Raw genomic sequence first — 24,815 nt, forward strand, 5'->3', positions numbered from 1 at the left:
CGGTCGTGTCGAGCCACACTGCCCACCCTCCGGTCGGGAGCGCGCGGGGGGCCGGGGTGGGGCCCGCCACTGCGTGCTCGCTCCGCTCGCGCCTATCCATGATGTAGCACTACTTCCGCAGCTCGATGACGGTCTTGCCGATGCGGATCGGCGCGCCCAGCGCAATCGGTGTGGGAGTCGTCAGCCGGGACCGGTCCAGGTACGTGCCGTTGGTGGAGCCGAGGTCCTCGACGATCCACTGGCCGTCGCGGTCCGGGTAGATCCTGGCATGGCGGCTGGAGGCGTAGTCGTCGTCCAGCACGATCGTCGAGTCGTGCGCCCGGCCCAGGGTGATGGTCTGGCCCTGGAGCGCGACCGTGGTGCCGGTGAGGGTGCCTTCGGTCACGACCAGCTTGGTGGGGGCGTTGCGGCCGCGCCGGCCGCCGGCCGGCTGCTGGCGCTGCTGCGGAGGTGCCTGGCGGGCGGCGGCCTGCTGCTGGCGGCCCGCCTCGCGGCGCCCGCCGCGCTGGGTGACGCGCGTACCGAAAAGGTCGCTGCGGATGACCTGCACGGCCACGATCACGAACAGCCACAGTACGGCCAGGAAACCCAGCCGCATGACCGTGAGGGTCAGCTCTGACATTGCCCCCGCTTCACCCTTCGGCTTGCCGGTAAATGATGGTGGTGCTGCCCACGACGATCCGCGAGCCGTCGCGGAGCGTAGCGCGGGTGGTGTGCTGCCCGTCCACCACGATGCCGTTGGTGGATCCGAGATCCTGGATCGTCGAGGGCGTTCCGGTCCGGATCTCGCAGTGCCGGCGGGAGACGCCGGGGTCGTCGATCCGCACGTCGGCGTCGGTGCTGCGGCCCAGCACCAGCGTTGCGCGGGAGATCTGGTGGCGGGTGCCGTTGATCTCGATCCAGTGGCGGGTGCGTCCGCCGGCGGCCGGGGGCCGCTGGCCGCTCGCGGCGGGCGGGTAGCCGTAACCGCCGGGGCGGCCGCCGGGCGGCGGCGCGGCCGGCATGGGCGGGGCGCCGGCGGGCGAGGCCGACGGCGGGTAGCCGTAGCCACCGGGGCGTGAGCCCTGCGGGGCGGCGGGCGCGCCGCCGCCTCCCGGGCCGCCCTGCTGGCTGCTGGAGGAGGCGAGCGTACGGCTGCGCACCCGGTACAGGCCGGTGTCGAGGTCGTCCGCCTTCTCCAGGTGCACCTTGATCGGGCCCATGAAGGTGTAGCGCTGCTGCTTGGCGTAGTCGCGCACCATGCCGGCGAGCTCGTCGCCGAGCTGGCCGGAGTAGGGGCTGAGCCGCTCGAAGTCGGGCGTGCTCAGTTCGACGATGAAGTCGTTGGGGACGACCGTGCGGTCGCGGTTCCAGATCGTGGCGTTGTTGTCGCACTCGCGCTGGAGCGCTCCGGCGATCTCCACGGGCTGGACCTCGGACTTGAACACCTTGGCGAAGGTGCCGTTGACCAGACCTTCGAGACGCTGCTCGAACTTCTTCAGGACTCCCATGAGGCACCTCCTCCGTAGCTGCCGTCCTGTGTACTGCCCTGCGGGCCGCTTGGCCGGTACTGCTTACTGATCGTATCCACGCGCCGCTCGATCGGCTGGTTCCCCCTGTCAGCACCGCCGACGGGTGTCGACGCATGACGAAGTTCCCTGTGGAGCTCCTCTTCGAACTCCTCCGGTCTTACTGCTGCGCGTATCCGCCTCCGGTATGCCTGACAAGGATCGTAGAGGCGGCTGAAGACCAGTGTCCCGCACCTGGCTGTGGACCCCGCCCCCTCCTGCGGAGACGGCGGGTACCGGTACGAGGTTGATACGTGAACAGGTACGCGTTGATACGTGGCAGGCACATCGATGGTTCGGCAGGGGTTCTGCCTGCGGGGATAAGGGATGTGAACCCACCCCTTCCAGCGTGCTAATGTTCTGGGTGTCGGAAGGCGCCGGCCCCAAAGGGGCAGATGCCCAGGACACACCCAATGCGCGGGTGGCGGAATAGGCAGACGCGCTGGATTCAGGTTCCAGTGCCCGCAAGGGCGTGGGGGTTCAACTCCCCCCTCGCGCACCGTCGGAACGGGCGGCATCGATCAGATGCCGCCCGTTCTTCGTGTCTGCGGATGTGACGGTTGTCTCGGGCCGGTACGGGCCGGTCCGGTTCGGGCCGTGTGAGGAAGCTCTCAGGCCTGGTCGGCCCGGCCGTCCCCCAGGGTTCGCCCCGGGGCGAAGCGTTCCCGTACGACCGGGTCGTCGAGGAGGCGGGGCGGGTAGCCGGGGCCGGTGCGGGCGCTCATGTCCCGCTGGTGCAGGGGTTCGCCGCAGGCGGAGCACACGACCTGTGGCTCGGTGTCGTGGGAGCACGGCTGGTGGTGCAGGACCACCGGGGCGCCCTCCTCGCCGGCCAGCCAGCGGTCGCCCCAGGCGTTGATCGCGGCGAGGACGCCGAAGAAGTCGCGGCCCTTGTCCGTCGGCAGGTACTCGTGGCGGACCGGGTCCCTCTGGTAGACGTGCCGCCGCAGCAGGCCCTCGGCCTCCAGGCGCCGCAGTCGGTCGGTGAGGGTGTTGCGGGCGATGCCCAGGGTGCCGATGAAGCCGTCGAAGCGGGATTCGCCGTAGAAGACCTCGCGCAGCACCAGGAGGGTCCAGGCGTCGCCCAGGATGTCCGCGGTGCGGGCGATCGAGCAGGGCCAGGTGCTGAACGAGGTCCGTCTCATGGGTTCACTGTAGAAGGCCGTCCCCCCTTTTGGTCTCGTGATGAGATCGCCCCTCCCGGGGCGGGGCGGGCTACTCGCGCATCCCCGCGAGGTCCGCCGGGCGGCGGCGCAGGGCGAGGGCGGCGGGGAGCGTCGCGCAGACCACGGCCAGCAGGGCGCAGGCGGCCGCCGTCGTGCCGAGTGCCTGCCACGGGAGGGTGAGGGTGGGCCGCACCGACAGCAGGCCGAGGGCGCCCCACATGCCGGCCAGGTTGACGCCCGTGACCAGCACGCCGAGGAGCGCTCCTGCCGTGGTGGCCGTCAGGGCCTCGGCCGCGGTCAGCCGCAGCACCTGCCGGCGGGTGGCTCCGGTCAGCCGCAGCACGGCCAGGTCGCGGACCCGGTCGGAGGCCGCCATGACCGTGGTGTTGGCCACGGAGATGCCCGTGTAGAGCAGGGCGATGCCGAGGACCAGGAAGACGCCGAGGCGGGTGTTGCGGTTCGTTCGCGGCTGGGTGGCGTCGATCCACGCGGCCCTCGTGAGGACCTGCCCGCCTCCCGGACCGGCCGCCTCGCGCAGGGCGGCGGCCACGGTGCCGGGGGCGGCGCCGTCCTCGAGTGCCACGTCCACCCGGTCGACCGTGGCGCCCGGGGCGTTGCGCGGGGTCAGGTAGACGCCGTTGCCGCCCGTGCCGGTGGGCATCACCGCGGCGATGCGGAGGGTGCGGGGTGTTCCGTCGCCGAGCCATACCCGGACCCGGTCGCCGACCCGGTGCCGTTCCCACTCCTCGTTGACGATGATCGAGTCGTCGTCGAGGTCGCTCGCCCGGCCCGCGCCGATCGGCAGGCGGCTGGTGGCCGCCAGGTCGGCGGGGGTCGTGGCGCGGGCTTCGGAACGGATCAGGGCCACGCCGTCCTCCAGGACGTGGACGGCCGTCGACGACGTCGCCGAGATCCGCGCGCCCGGTACGGCACGCAGCCGGTTCAGGGTGGCGGCGTCGAGGTCCTGTCCGGCGGCCGGGGTGACGACGAAGGCGGCGGTGGTGCGCTCGCTCGTCTCGGTGGACTTCGCGTGGTTCAGGGTCGCGGTGGCGCCGAGGAGTGAACCGGCGAGCGCGACCGTGACGAGGACGGGGGCCGCGAGGGCGGCGGTGCGGCGTACTCCGGTGGCCGTGTTCTCGCGGACCAGCATGCCCACGGCCGTGGGGAGGCAGGTCAGCAGGCGGGTCAGGGGCCGCAGCACCAGGGGCGCGAGCAGGGCGGCCGCGGTGATCAGCAGCATGGGCCGGATGATGTACGTCTTGCGGTGGAGCAGGTCGGACGGGTCGCCGGTGAGGGACAGGACCAGGGTCACGGCGGCCGTGAGCAGGAGGGCGATGCCGCAGAGCAGGCGTCCCCGGGTCAGCGGGCCGGTGTCCGCGGCCGTCTCGCGCAGGGCCTCGGCGGGGGCGGTGCGGCCGGCCCGCCAGGAGGCGGCGGTGGCTCCGCCCAGGGCGACGAGCAGGCCGGTCCAGAAGGCCGCGTGGTAGGGCCAGGTGTGCTCGCCGAGGGTGAACCAGGCCGGGGCGAGGCCCTCTTCGACGACCGTGGCCGCCAGCAGCGGTGCCGCGTAGGAGCCCAGCGCGCAGCCCGCGGCCGAGGCGAGGGTGCCGACGGCGAGGGCCTCGGCGAGGACGGCCCGGCGCAGCTGGGCCGGACCGGCCCCGGCGGTGCGCAGGAGGGCGAACTCCCTGCGGCGCTGGGCGACCGCGAAGGCGAAGGTCGACGCCACGACGAAGACGGACACGAACGCGGTGACGCCGCCGGCGGTGCCGAACAGGGCGTTCATCGCGGTGAGCGCCTCACGGTCCCGGTCCGGGTCGGCGTCGGCGAGGCGGCGTGCCGTGCCGGTGAGCACCCGGGCGCTGTCGCCCACCGCCGGGCGTACGGACGCCGGGTCGGCCTTCACGACCAACTGGGCGGTGGACGGTTGCAGTTGTGCGGCGCGGGTGTCCGTGAAGAACACGGCGTTCTCGAAGCCGCGGGAGGCCAGCGTGCCGACGACGCGTACGGTGCCCGCGTCGGTGCGGATGCGTTGGCCCGGGCGCGCCCAGTCGCCGGTGACGGCGACCTCGCCGGCCGTGCGGGGTGCCCGGCCGCCGGTGAGGTCGTACGGGGCGAACGCGGCGGTGGACCAGGGGTGGCCCACCAGTTGGGCGGGACCGTGCTGCGCGCGGACGGGGAACGAGCGGTCCTCGACGACCGGGCCCAGCGTCCGCAGTCGCGCGAGGGTCGCGGCCGGTACGGGACGGGGGTGCGCGAGCCGGGACTCCCGGACGCCGGTCGGGGTCGGGACGCGCAGGGTGTCCTGCCCCTTGACCACGACCGGCGCGGCGGCGAAGCGTTCGGGGTCGCGCTCCGGGGCGGTGGCCGTCGCGGCCAGGGCCAGGCCCATCACGGTGAGCAGGGCCACGCCGAGCGAGAGTGCGACGAAGCTGCCGGTGAAGGTGGCCCAGCGGGCGCGCAGGGTGCGCAGGGTGACGCTCAGCACGGCACGGCCTCCAGGCGGGTCATGCGGGTGGCGATGGAGTCGGCGTCGGCGCCCGTCAGGTCCCCGCTCACGCGGCCGTCGACGAGGAAGATCACACGGTCGGCGTACGCGGCGGCCACCGGGTCGTGCGTGACCATGACGACCGTCTGGCCCTCGCGGTCGACCATGCCGCGCAGCAGGCCGAGGACCTCGCGGCCGGTGCGGGTGTCCAGGGCGCCGGTCGGTTCGTCACCGAACAGCACGTCGGGCCGGGTGATCAACGCGCGGGCCAGGGCGACGCGTTGCTGCTGGCCGCCGGAGAGCTGGGCCGGCCGGTGCCGGGCCCGGTCGGCGAGGCCGACCTGTCCGAGCGCCTGGCGCACCCGGGCCGTGGGGACGCGTCGGCCGGCCAGGCGCAGGGGCAGGGCCACGTTCTGTTCGGCGGTCAGCGACGGCAGCAGGTTGAACGCCTGGAAGACGAACCCGACGCGCTCGCGCCGCAGCAGGGTCAGCCGCCGTTCGCCGAGGCCGGTCAGGTCGGTGCCGCCCACGGTGACCGACCCGGAGGTGGGCCGGTCCAGCCCGGCCGCGCACTGGAGCAGCGTGGACTTGCCGGAGCCGGAGGGGCCCATGACGGCGGTGAAACTCCCGGCCGGGAACGACAGGGAGACCCCGTCGAGTGCGGTCAGTGATCCGTATCTTCTGGTGACCGAGTCCAGCCGGACGGCGTCGTGTGTCATGGGTTCCCCCTGGTGTCGGTGTCGGGGTCCACGAAACCGTGCGGGGGCGGGCCGGCGCAGTGCGGCAGGGCCTAGACCCGGGGTAGGGCCAGGCATACCCCACGGCCTCCGCCTGATCCCATCGCCGAGGCCCCAGGCGGCTTCTACGGTGATCCCCATGCACCCACGGAACGTGTGGCAGGCCATGTCCCGCCCCGGTTATCCACTGTCGGCCTGGCCCTGGCGGTCGGCCGCCTATCTGCTCAGCGGCGCGCTCACCGGTGTGGTCGTGCTGGTGGGGATCGTGCTCTCGGCGGCGGCCGGCGGGGTGCTCGCACTCGTGCTGGTGGGGCTGCCGCTGCTGCTGGGGACGGCCCTTTCCGGCCTTCCGGTGGCGGCCCTGGAGCGGTACCGGCTGCGGCTGGTCGACGCCGAGCCGGCGCCGGATCCGCACGAGGCGCCCCGGGAGCCGGGGCTGCGCGCCTGGCTGTCGACGCGGCTGCGGGAGCGGGCCACGTGGCGGGAGCTGGGTCACGCCCTGCTGTTCGCGGGGCTGTTGTGGCCGGTCGACGCCCTCGCGTTCGCCGTCTTCCTGCTGGGGCCGCTCACCGTGGTGGCGACTCCGTTGCTGCTGGCGTGCTTCGGCGAGGCGAAGGTCCTCAAGGTGTGGCTGGTCACCACCTGGCCGACCGCCGTGGGGTGCGCGGTCCTCGGACTGGTCCTGCTCGCGGTGGGCGCCTGGCTGCTGGGCGTGGTGGCCGGGGCCCGGGCCGGGCTGACCCGGCTGCTGATCGCACCGCGGGAGGCCGACCTGGGAGCCCGGGTGGTCGAACTGGCCCGTTCCCGGGTGCGGTTGGTGGACGCCTTCGAGGCGGAACGGCGGCGGATCGAGCGGGATCTGCACGACGGGGCGCAGCAGCGGCTCGTCGCCCTGACGATGACGCTCGGGCTGGCACGCCTGGACGCCCCGCCCGGTCCGCTGGCCGACCAGCTCGCCAAGGCGCACCAGGAGGCGGGCACGGCCCTCGCGGAGCTGCGCGAACTCATCCACGGCATTCACCCCAAGGTCCTCGCCGACTACGGGCTCGAAGCGGCCGTCGCCGACGCGGCGGACCGTTCGGCCGTGCCCGTGGACGTCGACCTGGACCTGCCCGGACGGCTCTCCCCCGCTGTCGAGGCCGCCGCGTACTTCGTGGTGTGCGAGGCGCTCGCCAACGTGGGCAGACACAGCGGGGCCGGCCGGGCGGAGATCAGCGGGGAGCACCGCGACGGGCGGCTGCTGCTGCGGATACGCGACGACGGGCGCGGTGGGGCGCGGGCCGGCCAGGGCAGCGGGCTGACCGGGCTCGCCGACCGGGTGTCGGTGCTCGATGGCAGACTCTCCCTGTCCAGTCCGCCCGGCGGACCGACCCTGCTGCGTGTGGAGATCCCTTGTGACCCTGCGAGTTGAGCGGCCGCTGCGTGTCGTCCTGGCGGAGGACAGCGTGCTGCTGCGGGACGGGCTCGTCGGACTGCTGGAGCGCTGCGGGCACCGGGTCGTCGCGGCCGTGGGGGACGCCGAGGCGCTGGTCGCCGCCGTAGGGGAGCACGAGCCGGACGTGGTCGTGACGGACGTGCGGATGCCGCCCGGATTCCAGGACGAGGGCCTGCACGCGGCCGTACGCCTGCGCCAGGAGCGGCCCACACTGCCCGTCCTGGTCCTCAGCCAGTACGTGCAGCGCCGGTACGCCGCCGAGCTGCTGGACTCCGGCGACGGCACGGGCGTCGGCTACCTGCTCAAGGACCGCGTCGGCCAGGTCGAGGAGTTCGTCGAGGCGCTCGGCGAGGTCGCGGACGGCGGCACGGTCGTCGACCCCGAGGTCGTACGGCAGTTGCTGCGCCGGCGCCGCGATCCGCTGGAGCGGCTCACCCCGCGCGAGCGGGAGGTGCTGGCGCTGATCGCGGAGGGCCGGTCCAACAGCGCGATCGCCCGCGAACTGGTGGTCTCCGAGGCGGCCGTGGGCAAGCACGTCTCCGGCATCCTCACCAAGCTGGACCTGCCGCCGGCCGACGCCACCCACCGCCGGGTGCTCGCCGTGCTGGCGTATCTGCGGGCCTGACGGGGCGACAGCATCGCGCCTAGGGTGCACACATGACGCTGCAGCTTGTTCAGGTGAACTTCAAGGCCCGGGACGACTCGGCGCTCGGCCGGTTCTGGGCGGACGCGCTCGGCTGGGGCATGGCCAGTGAAGCTCCCGGGGTCACGAACCTGGAACCGGTGGGCTTCGACTGGCCGGACCCGTCCGCCGTCTGCGTCGATCTCGTCCGTGTCCCGGACCCGGAGACGGTGCGCTACCGCGTCCACCTCGAGCTCGCCACCGGCTCCGACGCCCATCAGAGGGAGCTGGTCGCACGCTTGAAGAACCTCGGGGCGACGCCCGTCGACCCGGGCCGGGGCGACGTGCCGTGGACGATGCTGGCCGACCCGGAGGGCAACGTGTTCAGCGTCCTGGAGCCACGGGAGCTCTACCGGGACACCGGACCCGTCGCCGCCGTGGTCGTCGGCTGCGCCGACCCACGGGGCATGGTCCGGTTCTGGGGCGAGGCGATCGACTGGACCGTCCATGAACTGACCGACGAGCGCGCCCTGTTGCGTTCCGCCGAGGGCGTCGGGCCGTACCTGGAGTTCCGGCGCACCCCGGACGACCGGGTCGTCACCAGCCGCGTCCACCTCGACGTCAGGCCCGATCCGGCCGAGGACCAGGCGAAGGAGGTCGCCCGGCTCGAGGGCCTGGGCGCGACACGGGCCGACGTGGGGCAGGGCGACGTCTCCTGGGTCGTCCTGGCCGACCCGGAGGGCAACGAGTTCTGCGTCCTCGGCCGGGGACTGACCGATTCCGCGTCCGCGGCCGGGAGCTGACGGATACCGCGTCGGCGTTTGAGGAGTGACGCATTCCGCCTCTGCGGCCGGGGGTGGTGTGGGACGGGCCTGTGGACGGCGCACAGGCGTGCGAGGCGGTCGGCGGCTGCTCCGGGTCTTCGGGAGGAGGCGCGTCGCGTGGGGCTCGCGCTGCGGTGGTGCCGTTTCCGCGGCCGACCGTGGGTGAATGCACAGCGGAAACAGACCGGATGCCAAGTTTTTCCGGTCCGCTGATCGCACGATGGTCCCCCAACCTCTGGACCGAGGAGCGATGAGCCATGGCAGAACCGCAGGCCTGCCCCTTCCTGTCGATCGACCCGTCCGGTCAGGACCTCTACGGCGAGATATCCCGGATCCGTGCCCGGGGCCCGGCCGTGGAGGTCGAACTCCCCGGCGGCGTACGGGCGTGGTGGATCACCGGCCTGGAGCTGAACAAGCGGCTGCTGGCCGGCCCCGAGACGAGCAAGGACGCCTTCCAGCACTGGCCGGCCTGGATCAACGGGGACATCTCCCGCACCTGGCCGCTCGCCATCTGGGTCTCGGTGCGCAACATGGTCACCGCCTACGGCTCCGACCACAGCCGGCTGCGCAAGCCGATGGCCGCCGCGTTCACCAAGCGCCGCGTCGACGCCCTCATGCCCCGCGTCCAGGAGATCGTCGACCGGACGCTGGACGCGCTGGAGCGCGTCCCCGAGGGCGAAGTCGTCGACCTGCGGGCCGCGTTCGCGGCGCCCGTCCCGCACGAGGTGGTGTGCGAGCTCTTCGGCGTACCGCCCGGCGAGGACGGCCCGCGCGCGGACCTCTACCGGATCATCAACCGCTTCTTCGACACCGCCATCTCCCTGGAGGACGCCCAGGCCAACGCCGTCGAGCTCTACGGCACGCTGACCGCGTTCCTCCAGCACAAACGCGAGCACCCGGCCGACGACCTGACGACGGCGCTCATCGCCGCGCGCGACGAAGGCAGCTTCAGCGAACAGGAGTTGATGGACAACCTGATCCTGCTGCTCACCGCGGGTTTCGAGACGACCGTCAACCTCATCGACAACACCGTGCACAGCCTGCTCGCCCACCCCGATCAGCTCGGCCTCGTCCGTTCCGGGCGCGCGACCTGGGAGGACGCCCTGGAGGAGTCGCTGCGCTTCGAGGCGCCGGGTGCCATGTCCGGTCTGCGCTACGCCGTGCGGGACATCGAGATCGAGCCGGGCCTGACCATCCCCGAGGGCGACCCGCTCGTGGTGTCCTTCGCCGGTGCCGGACGCGACCCCGAGCGGCACGGGCCCGACGCCGACCGGTTCGACATCACCCGCGGCACCAGCCGTGACCACGTGTCCTTCGGCCACGGCGTGCACCACTGTCTGGGCCGTCCCCTGGCGATGGCCGAGGCGACCGTGGCCCTGACGTCGCTGTTCGCGCGCTTCCCGCGGCTGGCCCTGGCCGATCCGTCGCATCCGCCGAAGCGGCTGCGGTCCATCATCTCCACCGGCCACGAGGAGCTGCCGGTGCTCTTGCACGGCCGGGGCCCCGGCCCGCGCCCGGAGGAGGCGGCGGTGGCGGTGGAGGCGGAGTGATCAGGAGACCTTCCGGCCCTCGAGGAACGCGCGGTACCAGGGCGCCGCGCGGGTGAATACGGCCGCGAACCCCTCGCCGGGCGAGCAGTCGAAGGTCTTCCAGAAGGTGTCGTCCACGAACCAGTGGTCGGCCGTGAGCATGCCGAGGTGGTGAAGGGCGAGGGGTGACCCGGCGGCCCGGTCGAGGGCGGTGGCGACGTCCACGGCCGTGCCGCCGACGGGCTCCCCCAGTTCCCGGGACACGGCCGCCAGCAGGTCCGCGACCGGCACCGGCTCGGGGTGGTTCACGTGGTGCACACCGCCGCCGGGTGCCGGGGAGAGCGCGGCGGCAACCACCGCACGGCCCAGGGTGCCGACGTCGATCATCGACTGGAGGGCCGTGCAGCCGGTCAGGGTGGCCGACAGTTCGTTCATCAGCCACACCAGGCCGGGTATCACCCAGCGATCGCCCTCGCCGTACACGAGGTGCGGGCGCAGCACCAGGCCGCCCGCGTCGAGGACGTACCGTTCGGCGGCGGCCCGGGTGCGGCTGGTGGGTGAGGCGGGCGCGATCGGTGCCTCCCCGGGGCGTACGCCGCGGAAGGGGCCCCGGCCGTGCACGGCGGCGGTACTGACGTACAGGATCCGGCGCACTCCGGCGCGCACGGCCTCCTCGACCAGGGCCCGGGTGCCGTGGTCGTTGACCGCCTCGACCGTTTCGGCGTCGCCGCCGACGCGCGAGGCGCAGTGGACCAGGACGTCGGCCCCGGCGCAGGCGCCGCGCAGGGAGTGCGGGGCGCACAGGTCGCCGTGCACGTACTCGGGCCCCTGAGGTGCGTGCCGGGACAACAGACGCACGTCGACGCCCGGTTGCCGCCGTGCCGTGGTCGCGACCCGGCCGCCGACGAAACCGCTCGAGCCCGTGATCAGGAGTGTGAGCGTCACGGCAGGGACGGTGCCCGCGCGGGCCGGGCGCAGGTCAGGGAGGCGGTGAAGACAAACTCGCCGTCCTGTCGCCCCGACACCCTCACGGTCACCTCCTCGGAGCCTTCGGCGAGTACCTCGGTCTCGACGCGGCAGGGGCTGTGCAGTTCGGTGTACCGGGTGAAGTCGGCCGTCATCCTGCTCGGCAGGAAGGGGTGCAGGCCGGACGCGGCGGTCGCGGCCTGGCGGGCCGCCTCGAACAGGACCATGCCGGGGACGTGGTCGTTGGGCCGCGGGAAGAGGACCGGGTGGCCGGTGTCGACGCGCAGTTTCCAGACGCCGGGGCGGTCGCCGGGAGCGAGCACGACGTCCTCGGCGCGGGTCCGGCCCGCGGTGTGCGGCGCTATGCCCGCCAGGAGGGGGACCGGCCGGTTCACGGCGTCCGACCTGCCCGCCCGCAGACGGCGGTAGGCGCGCGGTGAGGTGCAGCCGGTGCTTCCGGTGCCGTGGGCGACGAGCCGTCCCGCGCGGCGGAACTCCATCGTGGTCCGCATGCTGTGCAGACCGCGGCCGCGGCGGCGGACCTCGGAGCACACGACGTCGAACTCGACCGGTTCGGCGGCGTCCGCCAGCAGCAGCGCGGCCGGGTCGACGTGGACCGTCATGTCCCGCATGACGAAGTGCGTGTCGGCCGGGGCGCCGAACTCGGCGTGCGCCAGCACCATCGAAGCCTGCCGCAACGTTTCGCCAACGACCATCGGGTCCTGGTGGCGGTCGTCCACGGGCCCGAAGAACGGGTGGTCGGCCGGCCAGTCGGCGGTGAAGCGGAAGCGGTTGCCGGAGATTCGGGTCCACCGGGTGGGGAAGACGTCCGTCCCAGTGGTGCGATGGGCGAGTTCCCGGGTGACGACGGCGGCGGTGTGGGAGTGGGCGGCGGGGCGTGCGGTGACGGTGGAGGGCGGCGCGAGCACGCGGACGACGTCGGCCGATGCCGGGGGCTCCTCGGTCTCCGTGTCCGTGTCCGAGTCCATGGCTGCGGCTGCGGCTGCGGCTGCGGGTGCTTCGGTGCCCGAGTCCGTGGCCGGGGCTGCGGGTGCTTCGGTGGCCGTTGCCGTGGTCGCGGCTGCGGGTGCTTCGGTGGCCGTTGCCGCGGCGGTGGGTACGGGTGCTCCGGCGGTGGGGGCCGGTGGTGTGGAAGGTGCCGGGGTGGCGGTCGGCGCTTCGGCGGCGGGGCGCGGTGGGGCGGTCGACCGGGGGGCCGACGGAGTTCGTCTCAGCGGAGTCTGTGGCGGGTTCTCGACGGTCGTAGCGCCTTCGTTTGCCGGACGGCCGTCGCGTCCGGTCTGCTCCTCCGTGAGTGCGCTCAAAGGCCCTGTCTGCGGCATGAGAACCCCCCGGATCGGCTGCCTGGCCGCGGTCGACGCTCGACTAAGATACGGACAAGCCGGTTTTTTTCAAAGGGCGAGCCAAGCCCTTGAACAGGCTCTCGCGCCCTCGCCACACAGCTACTTCACAGGGATCGACGGAGATCAGGAGGCATCCGATGGCGCGACAGGAGCGCGCGATCCGCACCCGGCGGACCATCCTGGAGGCGGCCGCGGCCGTCTTCGACGAACGCGGCTACACCTCGGCGACCATCGGCGAGATCCTGGACCGGGCCGGCGTCACCAAGGGTGCGCTGTACTTCCACTTCGGCTCCAAGGAGGAGCTGGCGGTGGGGGTGTTCGAGGAGCAGATCGCGATCACCCTCCCGCCGCAGCCGAGCAGGCTCCAGGAACTCGTCGACACCGGTCTGGTCCTGGCCCACCGGCTGCGGTTCGAACCGCTGGTGCGGGCCAGTGTGGGGCTCGCCCTCGACCAGGGGGCCATGGACCTCGACCGCACCCCGGCCTTCCGGATGTGGATCGACCAGAACACGCAGAAACTGGCCGAGGCCAAGGCGCGGGGCGAACTGCTGGAGCACGTCGACGTGGCGGAGACGGCGGAGCTGCTGGTCGGCAGCTTCTCCGGGGTGCAGCTGCTGTCCCAGCTGCGCTGCCAGCGGGAGGATCTGGAGCGCCGGGTCGTCGTGCTGTTCGAGCACTTCCTGCCCAGTATCACCGTGCCGGCGGTGCTGGCCAGGCTCGATGTGTCGGTGGAGCGGGCGGGGCGGCTGCTGGCGCAGGTCCTGACGGAGGAGGAGGCGGCCGGGCCGGCGCAGGACTCCGTGCCCGCCCAGGCCCCCGTGTCCTCCGGGGCGTAGACACCGCCGTACGGGCCCGGCGTGGGTGTCCACAGCGGTGGAGTTGTCCACAGGGTCTGACGTGTTTCGGCCACCGGTTGTACGGTCGGCACGAGTTGATGTTCGTGCGCGTGCGGGGGAGGCGGTCGGGATGACCGGCAGTGGAGTTCACGGCGAGAGCGGGACGACGGCGGGGTCCGGGGCGCCGCGAAGGCTGCCCCGGGTGCGCGGCTTCGCCGAGTGGCCGGCCGCCGGGTCGCCCAAGGACGACGGCAAGGCCCTGCGCCAGCGGATCCCGCGCAGCTCACACGCCTCGCTCGACCTGGACCCGTCCCGGCCCGACGCGGTGAGCGCCGTCGAGGAGTCGGGCCGCGGGCGGCTGCCGGAGCTGACCCCGATACGTGTCGGCCGCATGGCCGCCACCCCGTTCGCGTTCCTGCGCGGCTCGGCGGGACTCATGGCGTACGACCTCGCGCGCACACCCATGACCAGGATCCGGGCCCAGCTCTGCGGCGACGCCCACGCGGCCAATTTCGGCCTGTACGGCGACGCGCGCGGCGGCCTGGTCATCGACCTGAACGACTTCGACGAGACGGTGCCAGGCCCCTGGGAGTGGGACCTCAAACGGCTCGTGGCCTCCCTGGTGCTCGCGGGCCGGGTGGCCGGCGCCGACGAGGACCAGTGCCGCAAGGCGGCCTACGACGCCGCCGGTGCCTACCGCAGGACCATGCGGCTGCTGGCCAGGATGCCGGTCCTGGACGCGTGGAACGCCATCGCTGACGAGGAGCTCGTCTCCCACACCGACGCCCATGACCTGCTCGGCACGCTGGAGCGGGTCTCCGAGAAGGCCCGCCACAACACCAGCGGCCGCTTCGCGGCCAGGTCGACCGAGGCCACGCAGGACGGCGGACGCCGGTTCGTGGACGCACCACCGGTGCTGCGCCGCGTCCCGGACGCCCAGGCCGCGGCGGTGGCCGCGTCGCTGGAGGAGTACGTCGGCACCCTCCCGGAGGACCGCCTGCCCCTCCTCGCCCGGCACGCGGTGCACGACGTCGCCTTCCGCGTCGTCGGCACGGGCAGCGTCGGCACCCGGTCCTACGTCGTGCTGCTCCTGGACCACCGGGGCGAGCCGCTGGTGCTGCAGGTCAAGGAGGCGCGGGCGTCGGCGCTGGTCCCGCATCTGGCGACGGCCGGTTTCGAGACGCCGGAGGCCGGCCACGAGGGCCGGCGGGTCGTGCTGGGCCAGAAGCGGATGCAGGTCGTGAGCGACAACCTGCTGGGCTGGACGACGGTCGACGGATTGCCCTTCCAGGTCCGCCAGTTCCGCAACCGCAAGGGCAGCGTGGATCCGGCCGCCCTGGCCACCGACCAGCTGGACGACTACGGCCGTATGACCGGTGCCCTCCTGGCGCGGGCGCACGCGCACAGCGCCGATCCGCGGCTCATCGCCGGGTACTGCGGGAAGAACGAGGAGCTGGACGAGGCGATGGCGGCCTTCGCCGTGGCCTACGCGGACCGGACCGAGGCGGATCACGCGGAGCTGCTGGCGGGGGTGCGGGCGGGGAAGGTCGCGGCGGAGACGGGGGTGTAGGGAGGCGAGGGGCTGCACACCGGTGCCGTATGCGGCGGGTCTGTTTCTGCATGCCGCCACGGCCACCGTTTCGCCGGTCAGCGGCGGCGAGGCCGGTGCCGCGCGTTCCGGGCCGTTCCCCTGCTGGGCGCAAGGCCCGGCCGGTGCGTCACCTAGGCTGGTCGGGTGACGACCCCGGAAGCTGAGCAGGACGGCGACGACGCCGCACGGCCCGAGGCGCGGCTGGAGCGGGCCGTGCGGGCCGCCGAGCAGGCGTTGATCGAGTACGAGATCGCGGTGGAGACCTTCCGCGTCGAGGTCGAGAACTTCTCCCGGCTGCACGAACAGAAACTCGGCCCGCTGTACGCCCGGCTCGAGGAGCTGGACGCCCGGATCCTGGAGGCCAGAGCCGCCCGCAGCGGCGACCCGGCGGACCGGCAGCGTGCGCAGGAGGCCAGAGCGCGGCTCGCCCCCATCCCCGGCGTCGAGGAACTGCTGCACGGCTGGATGGACGGCAGCGGTCTGTTCCCCGAGGCCACGGCGATGCTCACGGACCAGCCGGTGCGGCCCCCGCAGCGGGTGCGCCCCAGCGAGGAGGCCCGCAAGCTCTACCGCGACCTCGCCCGCAAGGCCCACCCGGACCTGGCGCAGGAGGAGAAGGAACGCGCGCGGCGCGAGGAGTTCATCACGCGGGTCAACGCCGCCTACGCCCGGGGCGACGAGGCGGAGCTGCGCGAGCTCGCCGCGGAGTGGGCCGAGGGGCCCGAGCTGAAGCGGGGCCCCAGCCGCGCCGAGGAGCTCTACGCCCGCCTCGAGTGGCTCGCCCAGCGCAAGGAGATGCTCGGGTTGCTGGCCGGGGAGCTGGAGGACAGCGCCATCGGCCACATGCTGCAGCTGGCGCCGGACGACCCGGACCGGCTCCTGGACGAGATCGGGCAGGGCCTGCTCACCCAGGTCGCCGAGCGGGAGGCGGAACTGGCCGCGCTGCTCGACGGCGGAGGAGGCCAGGGTTAGGGCCGGGGCTGAGCCGTGCCCCGGTCACGTTCCGGCCGGTTCCGGTAGCGTCGGGCACATGAGTTTTGGAGCTGGTGTGCCCACGGTCGCGGTCGCGGACCTCAAGGACGGTGACTTCCTGCTGGACGTCCGGGAGGACGACGAGTGGAAGGCCGGCCACGCCGCAGGGGCGCTGCACATCCCGATCAGCGAGTTCGTCGCCCGGTACGGCGAGCTGACCGAGGCCGCCCCGCAGGACGGCCGGGTCCATGTGATCTGCCGTTCGGGCGCTCGGTCCGCCCAGGTCACGATGTACCTGGCCCAGCAGGGCGTCGACGCCGTGAACGTCGACGGCGGCATGCAGGTGTGGGAGGCGGCGGGCCGTCCCGTCGTGACGGACGACGGGCAGCAGGGGTTCGTCCTCTAGGGACGCCCGCACAGGGCCCGTCCGGCGGGTCAGGCCGGCGGGTGGGCGGCCAGGAGGTCGCCCAGGGCCTCCTCGTGTGCCGCGGCCGGGCCGAGCGAGAGTTCCAGGTGCTTGGCCCAGGCGTGGTAGCGGTGCAGGGGGTAGTCCACGTCGGCGCCGAACCCGCCGTGCAGATGCTGCGCGGTCTGCACGACCCGGCGGACGCCCTCCGCCGCCCAGATCTTGGCGACGGCCACGTCACCGGCGGCGGGCAGCGGGCCCGGGGCCCCCGAGGCGATCCGCCACGCGGCCTGCCACAGCGTGGCCTCCATCGCGCGCAGGTCGATGTAGCGGTCGGCGGCCTGCACGGCGACGGCCTGGAAGGTCGCGATCGGGAACCCGAACTGCTCCCTTTGGCCCGTGTAGTCCCCGGTCATCCGCAGGACGCGCTCCCCGAGCCCGAGCGCCAGCGCACACGTCCCGGTGGCCAGCAGGTCCCGCAGCCACTCCCACGCCCCGTCGGTGTCGATCACGTCCCGGGCCGCGAGCCGGGCCGAGGTCAGCCGCAGCTCGCCCAGCCGCTCGCCGCTGGTGGAGAACTGTTCGGCGAGGTCGGCTCCCTCGTGCCCGCGCGGCACCAGGGCCAGCACGGTCCGGCCGGTCCCGGTGTGCGCGGGGACGAGCGTGACGTCGGCGTCGTAGGCCCAGGGCACCGCCGTCTGTATACCGTCCAGCACCCAGGTGGCGCCGTCCCGGCGGGCGGTCACGGACCGTTCGGCCGGGTCGTGGCCGGTGCGGCCGTGCGCGGCGACGGTCAGCACCATCTCGCCCCGGCCGGCCCGGGCGAGCAGGTCCGCCTTCGCCTCCTCACCGCCGTAGGCCTGGACGGCCGCGGCCGCGGCGCTGCTCTCCAGCAGGGGGACCCTGGCCAGTACCTGTGCCGACTCCCGCAGCACCAGGCACAGCGCGATGGCGTCCAGGCCGGCCCCGCCGTACCGCGCGTCGAGCAGCAGGCTCAGCAGGTCGGCGTCGGCGAGCCGGGCCCACAGGGCGCGGTCGTACGTCTCGGCGACGGCGCCCGGGGTGAGGGCCGGGCTGGGCACGGCGTCGGGGGCGACCCCGGCGAAGACACCCTTCGCCGCCTCGGCCGCCGCCTGCTGCTCCTCGGTGAAGGTGAAGTCCACGGTGCCCGTCCTTCCGGCGATCCCGTTGAGCTGACGGGGCGTCAAGATAGAACAGGTTCCAGAAGAAGGGAATGGGCGTACGGGCGGGCGCCGTAGGGTGTCACACTCGCCGTACGGCCGGCCTCCCCGGTGTGGCGACGGCCACGGTGGAAGGGGCGGTCAGGGGCTGTGCGCGGGTGGGTCTGCTGAGTACCGTGCCGATGCCCGCAGTGCCGCGCGGGCGGCGGGACGCCCTCGCGGCCGGGCGGACGGAACGACGGACCGGGATCGTGGAACGGGGCGGAATGGACGCGTACGACGAGGGCTCGAACGCCCGGCACGGCCCCGGCGCGCCCAGGCATCCGGCCCCGCCCGCGGAGCAGGACCTGCCGGTGGGCCCGCCCGGCGGGCCCCGTACGGGCATCGCCGCCCTCTCCCTCCGCTACCAGCTCGGTGTCGCCCTGGCGCTCGCGGTCGTCGCCATCGGGGTGTGTGTGCACCTCGGGATGATGTTCCTGCACGTCGCGCCGGCGAACACGGTCACCCGGGCGCACGGGGAGGCGGTCGACGACTGGATCTATCCGGAGTTCGAGCAGAACTGGAAGCTCTTCGCCCCGAACCCGCTCCAGCAGAACATCTCGATCCAGGTGCGCGCCGGGGTACGCGGGCCGGACGGCATGACGTCGACCACCGGCTGGTACGACCTGTCCGCCGAGGACGGCCGGGCCATCGACGGCAACCTGCTGCCCAGCCACACCCAGCAGAACGAGCTGCGCCGGGCCTGGGACTTCTACGTCGCGACGCACGACGGCGAGAACCGCCCGGTGGGCCTGCGCGGAGCGCTCTCGGAGTCGTATCTGCGCCGGATCATGGTGCTGCGCCTGCATGACGACGACGCGGTGCGGGCCGCGACCGGGGGCGCCGGTGTCATCGAACGGGTGCAGGGGCGCTCGCGCACGAGCAATGTGCCGCCGCCCGTGTGGAGCCGGGAGAAGGTCTCCACGACACCGTCCTACCGGGAGCTGCCGTGGTGGCGGGTGTCGCGGGACGAGGCCCGGGGAGGGGCGCGGTGACCCGCTTCTCGCCGGCCGTCTCGGGCGTCATATCCCGCGTCACCGAGGCCGCCCTCGGCCCCTACCAGACGGCCGTCATCCGCATCGGCTTCGGCGCCACCTGGCTGCTGTTCCTGCTGCGCGAGCTCCCCCACCGGCACGAGCTGTACGGCCCCGACGGCCCCTGGAGCTGGGATCTCGCCCAGCAGCTGGTCGCGTCCAACGGCTCCTTCACCGTCCTGATGTGGTCGGACGGCCGGGTCTGGTTCGAGATCGTCTACGCGCTCGCGGTCCTCTTCAGCGCCCTGCTGACGCTGGGATGGCGCACCCGCACCATGTCGGTGCTGTTCATGGTGGGTGTGCTGTCGCTGCAGAACCGCAGCGTCTTCATGGGCGACGGCGGCGACAACGTGCTGCACTTGATGTCGATCTACCTGGTGTTCACGCGCTGCGCCCAGGTGTGGTCGCTGGACGCCCGGCGGGCCGCGCGGGAGCGGGCGGCCCGCGAGCGGGGCGAGCGGGTCCACGACCGGACCGGCCCGGCCCTGTGGGGCGCACTCGGGCTCGTGCTGGTCGCGGTGACCCTGGCCGGCCGGATGCAGGGCGACTGGCTGATACCGGCCCTGCTGTGGACGGTCTGGGCGGTGCAGGGCCTGTGGTGGCTGGTGGGGCGCCGGGCCCGGACCGGTGAGCCGCGGATCATGCTGGACGTCGTCGCGAACATCGTGCACAACGGCGCGCTGCTCGTGATCATGGCGGAGGCGTGCCTGATCTACGCGACGGCCGGCTGGTACAAGATCCAGGGCTCCCGCTGGCAGGACGGCACCGCGGTCTACTACCCGCTCCACCTGGAGTACTTCTCGCCGTGGCCGGGGCTGGCGGATCTGCTGTCCGCCAGCGGCACGATGGTGATGCTGGTGACCTACGGGACGGTCCTGGTGCAGGTCGCCTTCCCGTTCACGCTGTTCAACCGGCGGGTGAAGAACGTCCTGCTGGCGGTCATGATGACCGAGCACGCCGTGATCGCCGTGGTCCTCGGTCTGCCGTTCTTCTCCCTGGCGATGATCGCGGCGGACGCGGTGTTCCTGCCGACGGGCTTCCTGCGCCGCCTGGGCGACCGGGTGGCACGCGCGCGTGACCGGCTGCCGCGCCGCGGCGGCCGTGCGCCGGTCCCCGGACCGCGTGCGCACGAGAGCCCCGAGACCACGCACGTAGGCTTCGGGGCATGACCGACCCCGTGACCGCCTGGCACCGGCTCGCCGGCGACACCGTCCTGCTCGACGGGTTCCACGCCCTCAAGCACGCGCTGCGTTTCGGCGCGGAGGTGCCGGTGGCGGTGACGGCCGACCGGGCGGCCGCCCTCGCGCTCGCCGACGAGCTGGCCCCGGACGTGCGGGACGCGCTGGGCGCGCTGCTCACGGAGGTCTCGTACGAGACGTACGCGTCGTTCGTGCCGCGTCCGCACCCCACCGCCGTGGCCGCGCTCGCCGTGCGCCCCTCCCGCGAGTCCAACCTCGCGCGGCTGGCGCGCACGCCCCGCACCACCCCGGTCGTGGTCCTCGACAACCCGCGCAACCTGGGCAACGCGGGCGCGGTGATCCGCCTGGCCGCAGGCTTCGGCGCGACCGGTGTGGTGACGACCGGGACGGTCGACCCCTGGCATCCCACGGTCGTACGCGGCGGGGCGGGCCTGCACTTCGCGACGGCGGTGGAGCGGCTGGAGGTCCCCGATCTGCCGGCCGGCCCGCTGTTCGCCCTCGACCCGGAGGGCGACGACATCCGGGGCGTCAAGCTCCCGGACGACGCCGTCCTCGCGTTCGGCTCCGAGCGCACGGGCCTGTCGACGGAACTCCGCGCCCGCGCGGACCACCTGCTGTCCCTGCCGATGCGCCCCCAGGTCAGCAGCTACAACCTGGCGACGAGCGTGGCGATGACGCTGTACCACTGGAGCCTCGGTGCGCCCCGTTAGGGGCGCGGGGAACTGCGCGAACGACCACCGATCACCCGCAGCCGCTCGGCGAGCCGAACCCCCGGGCTCCTAGGCGTCCCGCCGCACCTCCACCACCCGGAACCGGTTGGCCACGAACGCCCCGTCGCACAGCGCCGCGCTCGCCGCCGGGTTGCCGCCGGACCCGTGGAAGTCGGAGAACGCCGCCGTCTGGTTCACATACACCCCACCCGTGAGGTTCAGCGACAGCTGCGCCGCCTCCTCCAGACAGGCCTCCTGCACGTCCTGCTCGACGTCCGGGTCGGTCGTGTACGCCCCGACGGTCATCGCGCCCTTCTCCCGCACGGTCCGCCGCAGCAACTCCACCGCGTCGGACGCGGAGTCGACGGCGACGGCGAAGGACACCGGCCCGAAGCACTCGCTCATGTACGCGGCCTCGTCGTCCGGCTTGGCCCCGTCCAGCTTGACGATCACCGGCGTGCGGACGACGGCCCCCGGGAAGTCCGCGTTGGTGATCTCGCGGGAGGCCAGGGCGACCTCGCCCAGACCAGAGGCGGCCTCCAGGCGGGCCTTCACGTCCGGGTTGACGATCGCGCCCAGCAGCGCGTTCGCCCGGGCGTCGTCGCCCAGCAGCCCGTCCACCGCCTTGGCGAGATCGGCGACGACCTCGTCGTAGGACTTGGGGCCCTGGTCCGTGGTGATGCCGTCGCGGGGGACGAGGAGGTTCTGCGGGGTCGTGCACATCTGGCCGCTGTACAGGGACAGCGAGAAGGCCAGGTTGGAGAGCATGCCCTTGTAGTCGGACGTGGAGTGCACGACGACCGTGTTGACGCCGGCCTTCTCGGTGTAGACCTGCGCCTGGCGGGCGTTGGCCTCCAGCCAGTCACCGAACTCGGTCGAGCCCGTGTAGTCGATGATGCGGATCTCGGGGCGCAGCGCGAGCGTCTTGGCGATGCCCTCGCCGGGGCGCTCGGCGGCCAGGGCGACCAGGTTCGGGTCGAATCCGGCCTCGGTGAGCACCTCGCGGGCGACCTGCACGGTGAGCGCGAGCGGGAGCACCGCGCGCGGGTGGGGCTTGACCAGCACCGCGTTGCCGGTGGCGAGGGAGGCGAACAGGCCCGGGTAGCCGTTCCACGTCGGGAAGGTGTTGCAGCCGATCATCAGGGCGATGCCGCGCGGGACCGGCGTGAACTGCTTGTTCATCGCCAGCGGGTCGCGCTTGCCCTGGGGCTTGGTCCACTCGGCGGTGTCGGGCGTGCGCACCTGCTCCACGTACGCGTAGGCCACGGCCTCCAGGCCGCGGTCCTGGGCGTGCGGGCCACCCGCCTGGAACGCCATCATGAACGCCTGGCCGGAGGTGTGCATGACCGCGTGGGCGAACTCGTGCGTCCGGTCGCTGATGCGCTTGAGGATCTCCAGGCAGACCACCGCGCGCTGCTCCGCGCCCGCGTCCCGCCAGGCCCGCTGTCCGGCCTTCATGGCGGGCAGCAGCACGTCGAGGTCCGCGTGCGGGTAGGTCAGGCCCAGGTCGACGCCGTACGGGGACGTCTCGCCGCCGACCCAGTCGTCCGTGCCCGGCTGGCCGAGGTCGAGGCGGGAGCCGAGCAGGGCGTCGAAGGCGGCCTTGCCCGCCGCCGCGTCCAGGCTGCCGTTCTCCCCGTAGGCCTTGGGGTGCTCGGGGTGCGGGGACCAGTAGGCGCGGGTGCGGATCGCTTCCAGCGCCTGGTCGAGGGTGGACCGGTGCCGGGCGATCAGCTCGTGCGCCGAGAGTGCGGCGGTCATGGGTGACCAACTCCTCGTCTCAAGAACTCCTCGTCGAGTTCATGACCTGGGCAGAAACCTGGGCAGGGACACTCGGACAGAGCTAGAGTAACCGAACGATCGGTCGGTTCAAGGGGGTCCGCCGCATCTGTGGAAAACCCCGTGCGGGAGGATCGCGCACATGACAGCACTCGACCTCAGCAGCCCCGTGGCCGTCGTCGGCACCGGCACCATGGGCCAGGGAATCGCCCAGGTCGCGCTGGTCGCGGGCCATCCCGTCCGGCTGTACGACACCGTCGCCGGGCGGGCCCGGGAGGCGGCCGACGCGATCGGCGCCCGCCTGGACCGGCTCGTCGAGAAGGAGCGGCTCACCGGCGCCGACCGGGACGCCGCCCGGGCCCGGCTGCTGCCCGCCGAGGACCTCGCCGAGCTCGCGGACTGCGCCCTGGTCGTCGAGGCCGTCCTGGAGCGGCTGGACGCCAAACAGGCGCTGTTCGGTGAGCTGGAGGGCATCGTCTCCGAGGACTGCCTGCTCGCCACCAACACCTCGTCGCTGTCCGTCACCGCCATCGGCGGGGCCCTGCGCACCCCCGGCCGGTTCGTCGGACTGCACTTCTTCAACCCGGCGCCGCTGCTGCCGCTGGTCGAGGTCGTCTCCGGCTTCGCCACCGACGTCACCTACGCCACCCGCGCCTACGAGACCGCCCGCGCCTGGGGCAAGACGCCCGTGGCCTGCGCGGACACCCCCGGCTTCATCGTCAACCGCATCGCCCGGCCCTTCTACGCCGAGGCCTTCGCGGTGTACGAGTCGCAGGGCGCCGATCCGGCCACCATCGACGCCGTGCTGCGCGAGTCGGGCGGCTTCCGGATGGGCGCGTTCGAGCTGACCGACCTGATCGGCCAGGACGTCAACGAGTCGGTCACGCGGTCGGTGTGGGAGTCCTTCTTCCAGGACGTGCGCTTCACGCCGTCCCTCGCCCAGCGGCGCCTGGTCGAGTCCGGCCGGCTCGGCCGTAAGACCGGCCACGGCTGGTACGACCACGGGGAGGGCGCCGAGCGCCCCGAACCGGACACCGCCGAGAAGCGGCAGCCGCCCGCGTATGTCGTCGCCGAGGGGGACCTCGGTCCGGCCGCCGAGCTGCTCGCGCTGATCCGCGAGGCGGGCATCCCGGTCCGCGAGGAGGACGAGGACGGCGGCAGCCGCCTGGTGCTGCCGAGCGGCGGGCAGCTCGCCCTCGCCGACGGGCAGACCTCGGTGGAGTTCCGCGACGTCGTCTACTTCGACCTCGCCCTCGACTACCGCAAGGCCGGCCGGATCGCCCTGTCCGCCTCCCAGGACACCGCCCCGCAGACCCTCTCCGAGGCCGTCGGCCTCTTCCAGGCGCTCGGCAAGCAGGTCAGTGTCATCGGCGACGTGCCGGGCATGATCGTCGCCCGCACGGTGGCGCGGATCATCGATCTGGCGCACGACGCGGTCGCCAAGGGCGTCGCCACCGAGGAGGACATCGACACCGCGATGCGCCTCGGTGTGAACTACCCCCTCGGCCCCTTCGAGTGGAGCCGCCGGCTCGGCCGCTCCTGGGCCTACGCGCTCCTGGACGACCTCCACCTGCGCGACCCCTCGGGGCGCTACGCGCCCTCCCTGGCGCTGTACCGCCACGCCCACGCCTCCGACAAGCGGGAGGGCACCGCCTCATGAGCACCGCCAAGCGTGACACCTACACCCGGGACACCCTGCTGTCCGTCGCCGTCCAGGTGTTCAACGAGCGTGGCTACGACGGCACCTCCATGGAGCACCTCTCCAAGGCGGCCGGCATCTCCAAGTCGTCGATCTACCACCACGTGACCGGCAAGGAGGAGCTGCTGCGCCGGGCCGTGGACCGCGCCCTGGGCGGGCTCTTCGGGATCCTCGACGAGGAGCACGCGTGCGAGGGACGCGCCTCGGACCGTCTGGAGTACGTCGTCCGGCGCATGGTCGAGGTGCTGATCAACGAGCTGCCCTACGTGACTCTGCTGCTGCGGGTGCGCGGCAACACCGACACCGAGCGGTGGGCCCTGGAGCAGCGCCGCGACTTCGACCACCGGGTCGCCGACCTGCTCAAGGCGGCCGCCGCGGACGGGGACGTGCGCGCCGACATAGACGTCCGGCTGGTGACGCGGCTGGTCTTCGGCATGATCAACTCGATCGCCGAGTGGTACCGGCCGGACGGGCGCGGCATGAGCGAGCGCGAGGTGGCCGACGCGGTGGTGCAGCTGGCCTTCTCGGGCCTGCGCAAGGGCGGGTGACCGCGCCCTGCGCGTGAGGACCCGCGCACGGGTAGGGCTGAGTACACGTGGCGGGGTGGCGGCCGCCCCGCGGTGACGGGGTGGGGCGCATACCCGGGCGCCCCGCGGTGATTGGTGGTGGGGCGCATGCCCGGGCGCCCAGC

General features: G+C 73.2%; 22 protein-coding genes and 1 tRNA gene. 14 read left to right on the forward strand and 9 right to left on the reverse strand.

The genetic code is table 11. From position 1 onward, the window contains the following. Positions 1-109: 109 nt before the first annotated feature. Together AB0F04_RS21670 and AB0F04_RS21675 are read right to left on the reverse strand one after the other, a co-directional pair. Positions 110-622 carry an FHA domain-containing protein gene (locus AB0F04_RS21670; protein WP_362043598.1) on the reverse strand — a complete coding sequence of 171 codons (513 nt, stop codon included), beginning with the start codon at positions 620-622 and terminating at the stop codon, positions 110-112. Between the two features lie 10 nt (positions 623-632). Continuing rightward, on the reverse strand, positions 633-1,490 hold the full coding sequence (locus AB0F04_RS21675; RefSeq protein WP_362043599.1) for a DUF3662 and FHA domain-containing protein: 858 nt from the start codon (positions 1,488-1,490) through the stop codon (positions 633-635). A gap of 472 nt (positions 1,491-1,962) precedes the next feature. Here AB0F04_RS21675 and AB0F04_RS21680 point away from each other — a divergent pair. After that, positions 1,963-2,046, forward strand: a tRNA-Leu gene (locus AB0F04_RS21680). 112 nt (positions 2,047-2,158) lie between these two features. On the opposite strand, the gene AB0F04_RS21685 is transcribed toward AB0F04_RS21680, so the two are convergent. The 3 genes from AB0F04_RS21685 to AB0F04_RS21695 all read right to left on the reverse strand — a co-directional run bounded on the left by AB0F04_RS21685 (position 2,159) and on the right by AB0F04_RS21695 (position 5,920). Then, on the reverse strand, positions 2,159-2,692 hold the full coding sequence (locus AB0F04_RS21685) for a helix-turn-helix domain-containing protein (RefSeq protein WP_362043600.1): 534 nt from the start codon (positions 2,690-2,692) through the stop codon (positions 2,159-2,161). Positions 2,693-2,762: 70 nt separating this feature from the next. Continuing rightward, positions 2,763-5,201, reverse strand: a complete 2,439-nt coding sequence (locus AB0F04_RS21690; protein WP_362043601.1) for an ABC transporter permease — start codon at positions 5,199-5,201, stop codon at positions 2,763-2,765. After that, positions 5,195-5,920: an ABC transporter ATP-binding protein gene (locus AB0F04_RS21695; protein ID WP_362043602.1), complete on the reverse strand. Its 726-nt coding sequence runs from the start codon at positions 5,918-5,920 to the stop codon at positions 5,195-5,197. Before AB0F04_RS21695 ends, AB0F04_RS21690 begins: the two co-directional genes overlap by 7 nt. Before the next feature lie 157 nt (positions 5,921-6,077). Between AB0F04_RS21695 and AB0F04_RS21700 the strand changes: the two genes are divergently transcribed. From AB0F04_RS21700 to AB0F04_RS21715, 4 genes are all read left to right on the forward strand, one after another. Next, complete coding sequence (locus tag AB0F04_RS21700) at positions 6,078-7,349, forward strand: sensor domain-containing protein (RefSeq protein WP_362043603.1); 1,272 nt, start codon at positions 6,078-6,080, stop codon at positions 7,347-7,349. Continuing rightward, entirely contained in the window at positions 7,339-7,998 is a 660-nt protein-coding gene (locus AB0F04_RS21705) for a response regulator transcription factor (protein ID WP_362044258.1), read from the forward strand. The genes AB0F04_RS21700 and AB0F04_RS21705 overlap by 11 nt, the downstream gene beginning before the upstream one ends. Before the next feature lie 32 nt (positions 7,999-8,030). Then, the gene (locus tag AB0F04_RS21710) at positions 8,031-8,798 is read left to right on the forward strand and encodes a VOC family protein (RefSeq protein ID WP_362043604.1); all 768 of its coding nucleotides are present in this window, start codon (positions 8,031-8,033) and stop codon (positions 8,796-8,798) included. A 278-nt stretch (positions 8,799-9,076) separates the two neighbouring features. Beyond that, positions 9,077-10,369, forward strand: coding sequence for a cytochrome P450 (locus AB0F04_RS21715; RefSeq protein WP_362043605.1), 1,293 nt, complete (start codon positions 9,077-9,079; stop codon positions 10,367-10,369). Here the strand turns inward: AB0F04_RS21715 and AB0F04_RS21720 are convergent, their stop codons facing one another. Both AB0F04_RS21720 and AB0F04_RS21725 read right to left on the reverse strand, forming a co-directional pair. Beyond that, the gene (locus AB0F04_RS21720) at positions 10,370-11,293 is read right to left on the reverse strand and encodes an NAD-dependent epimerase/dehydratase family protein (protein WP_362043606.1); all 924 of its coding nucleotides are present in this window, start codon (positions 11,291-11,293) and stop codon (positions 10,370-10,372) included. Beyond that, positions 11,290-12,303, reverse strand: a complete 1,014-nt coding sequence (locus AB0F04_RS21725) for a ScbA/BarX family gamma-butyrolactone biosynthesis protein (protein WP_362043607.1) — start codon at positions 12,301-12,303, stop codon at positions 11,290-11,292. The genes AB0F04_RS21720 and AB0F04_RS21725 overlap by 4 nt, the downstream gene beginning before the upstream one ends. A 512-nt stretch (positions 12,304-12,815) precedes the next feature. Between AB0F04_RS21725 and AB0F04_RS21730 the strand changes: the two genes are divergently transcribed. From AB0F04_RS21730 to AB0F04_RS21745, 4 genes are all read left to right on the forward strand, one after another. Further along, positions 12,816-13,514, forward strand: coding sequence for a ScbR family autoregulator-binding transcription factor (locus AB0F04_RS21730; RefSeq protein WP_362043608.1), 699 nt, complete (start codon positions 12,816-12,818; stop codon positions 13,512-13,514). A gap of 130 nt (positions 13,515-13,644) precedes the next feature. Then, a complete protein-coding gene (locus tag AB0F04_RS21735) occupies positions 13,645-15,084 on the forward strand; it encodes a DUF2252 domain-containing protein (protein ID WP_362043609.1) in 1,440 nt (479 codons plus the stop codon). Between the two features lie 165 nt (positions 15,085-15,249). Beyond that, a complete protein-coding gene (locus AB0F04_RS21740; RefSeq protein ID WP_362043610.1) occupies positions 15,250-16,077 on the forward strand; it encodes a hypothetical protein in 828 nt (275 codons plus the stop codon). 76 nt (positions 16,078-16,153) lie between these two features. Continuing rightward, positions 16,154-16,483, forward strand: a complete 330-nt coding sequence (locus tag AB0F04_RS21745) for a rhodanese-like domain-containing protein (RefSeq protein WP_362044260.1) — start codon at positions 16,154-16,156, stop codon at positions 16,481-16,483. Positions 16,484-16,512: 29 nt separating this feature from the next. Here the strand turns inward: AB0F04_RS21745 and AB0F04_RS21750 are convergent, their stop codons facing one another. Next, positions 16,513-17,646, reverse strand: coding sequence for an acyl-CoA dehydrogenase (locus AB0F04_RS21750; RefSeq protein ID WP_362043611.1), 1,134 nt, complete (start codon positions 17,644-17,646; stop codon positions 16,513-16,515). A 284-nt stretch (positions 17,647-17,930) separates the two neighbouring features. Between AB0F04_RS21750 and AB0F04_RS21755 the strand changes: the two genes are divergently transcribed. From AB0F04_RS21755 to AB0F04_RS21765, 3 genes are read left to right on the forward strand one after another with little or no spacing between them, the layout of a single operon-like run. Beyond that, the gene (locus AB0F04_RS21755; protein ID WP_362044262.1) at positions 17,931-18,698 is read left to right on the forward strand and encodes a DUF5819 family protein; all 768 of its coding nucleotides are present in this window, start codon (positions 17,931-17,933) and stop codon (positions 18,696-18,698) included. Further along, positions 18,695-19,906, forward strand: a complete 1,212-nt coding sequence (locus AB0F04_RS21760; protein ID WP_362043612.1) for an HTTM domain-containing protein — start codon at positions 18,695-18,697, stop codon at positions 19,904-19,906. Before AB0F04_RS21755 ends, AB0F04_RS21760 begins: the two co-directional genes overlap by 4 nt. Next, complete coding sequence (locus AB0F04_RS21765; RefSeq protein WP_362043613.1) at positions 19,903-20,646, forward strand: TrmH family RNA methyltransferase; 744 nt, start codon at positions 19,903-19,905, stop codon at positions 20,644-20,646. The genes AB0F04_RS21760 and AB0F04_RS21765 overlap by 4 nt, the downstream gene beginning before the upstream one ends. Before the next feature lie 69 nt (positions 20,647-20,715). On the opposite strand, the gene paaN is transcribed toward AB0F04_RS21765, so the two are convergent. Next, positions 20,716-22,407 carry a phenylacetic acid degradation protein PaaN gene (gene paaN, locus AB0F04_RS21770; RefSeq protein ID WP_362043614.1) on the reverse strand — a complete coding sequence of 564 codons (1,692 nt, stop codon included), beginning with the start codon at positions 22,405-22,407 and terminating at the stop codon, positions 20,716-20,718. A 160-nt stretch (positions 22,408-22,567) separates the two neighbouring features. Here paaN and AB0F04_RS21775 point away from each other — a divergent pair, with 160 nt between their 5' ends. Together AB0F04_RS21775 and AB0F04_RS21780 are read left to right on the forward strand one after the other, a co-directional pair. Then, on the forward strand, positions 22,568-24,085 hold the full coding sequence (locus AB0F04_RS21775; RefSeq protein ID WP_362043615.1) for a 3-hydroxyacyl-CoA dehydrogenase: 1,518 nt from the start codon (positions 22,568-22,570) through the stop codon (positions 24,083-24,085). Further along, positions 24,082-24,672, forward strand: a complete 591-nt coding sequence (locus AB0F04_RS21780) for a TetR/AcrR family transcriptional regulator (RefSeq protein ID WP_362043616.1) — start codon at positions 24,082-24,084, stop codon at positions 24,670-24,672. The genes AB0F04_RS21775 and AB0F04_RS21780 overlap by 4 nt, the downstream gene beginning before the upstream one ends. The last annotated feature ends 143 nt before the right edge of the window (positions 24,673-24,815 follow it).

The sequence above is a fragment of the Streptomyces sp. NPDC029041 genome (assembly GCF_040637515.1).
GTDB lineage: Bacteria > Actinomycetota > Actinomycetes > Streptomycetales > Streptomycetaceae > Streptomyces.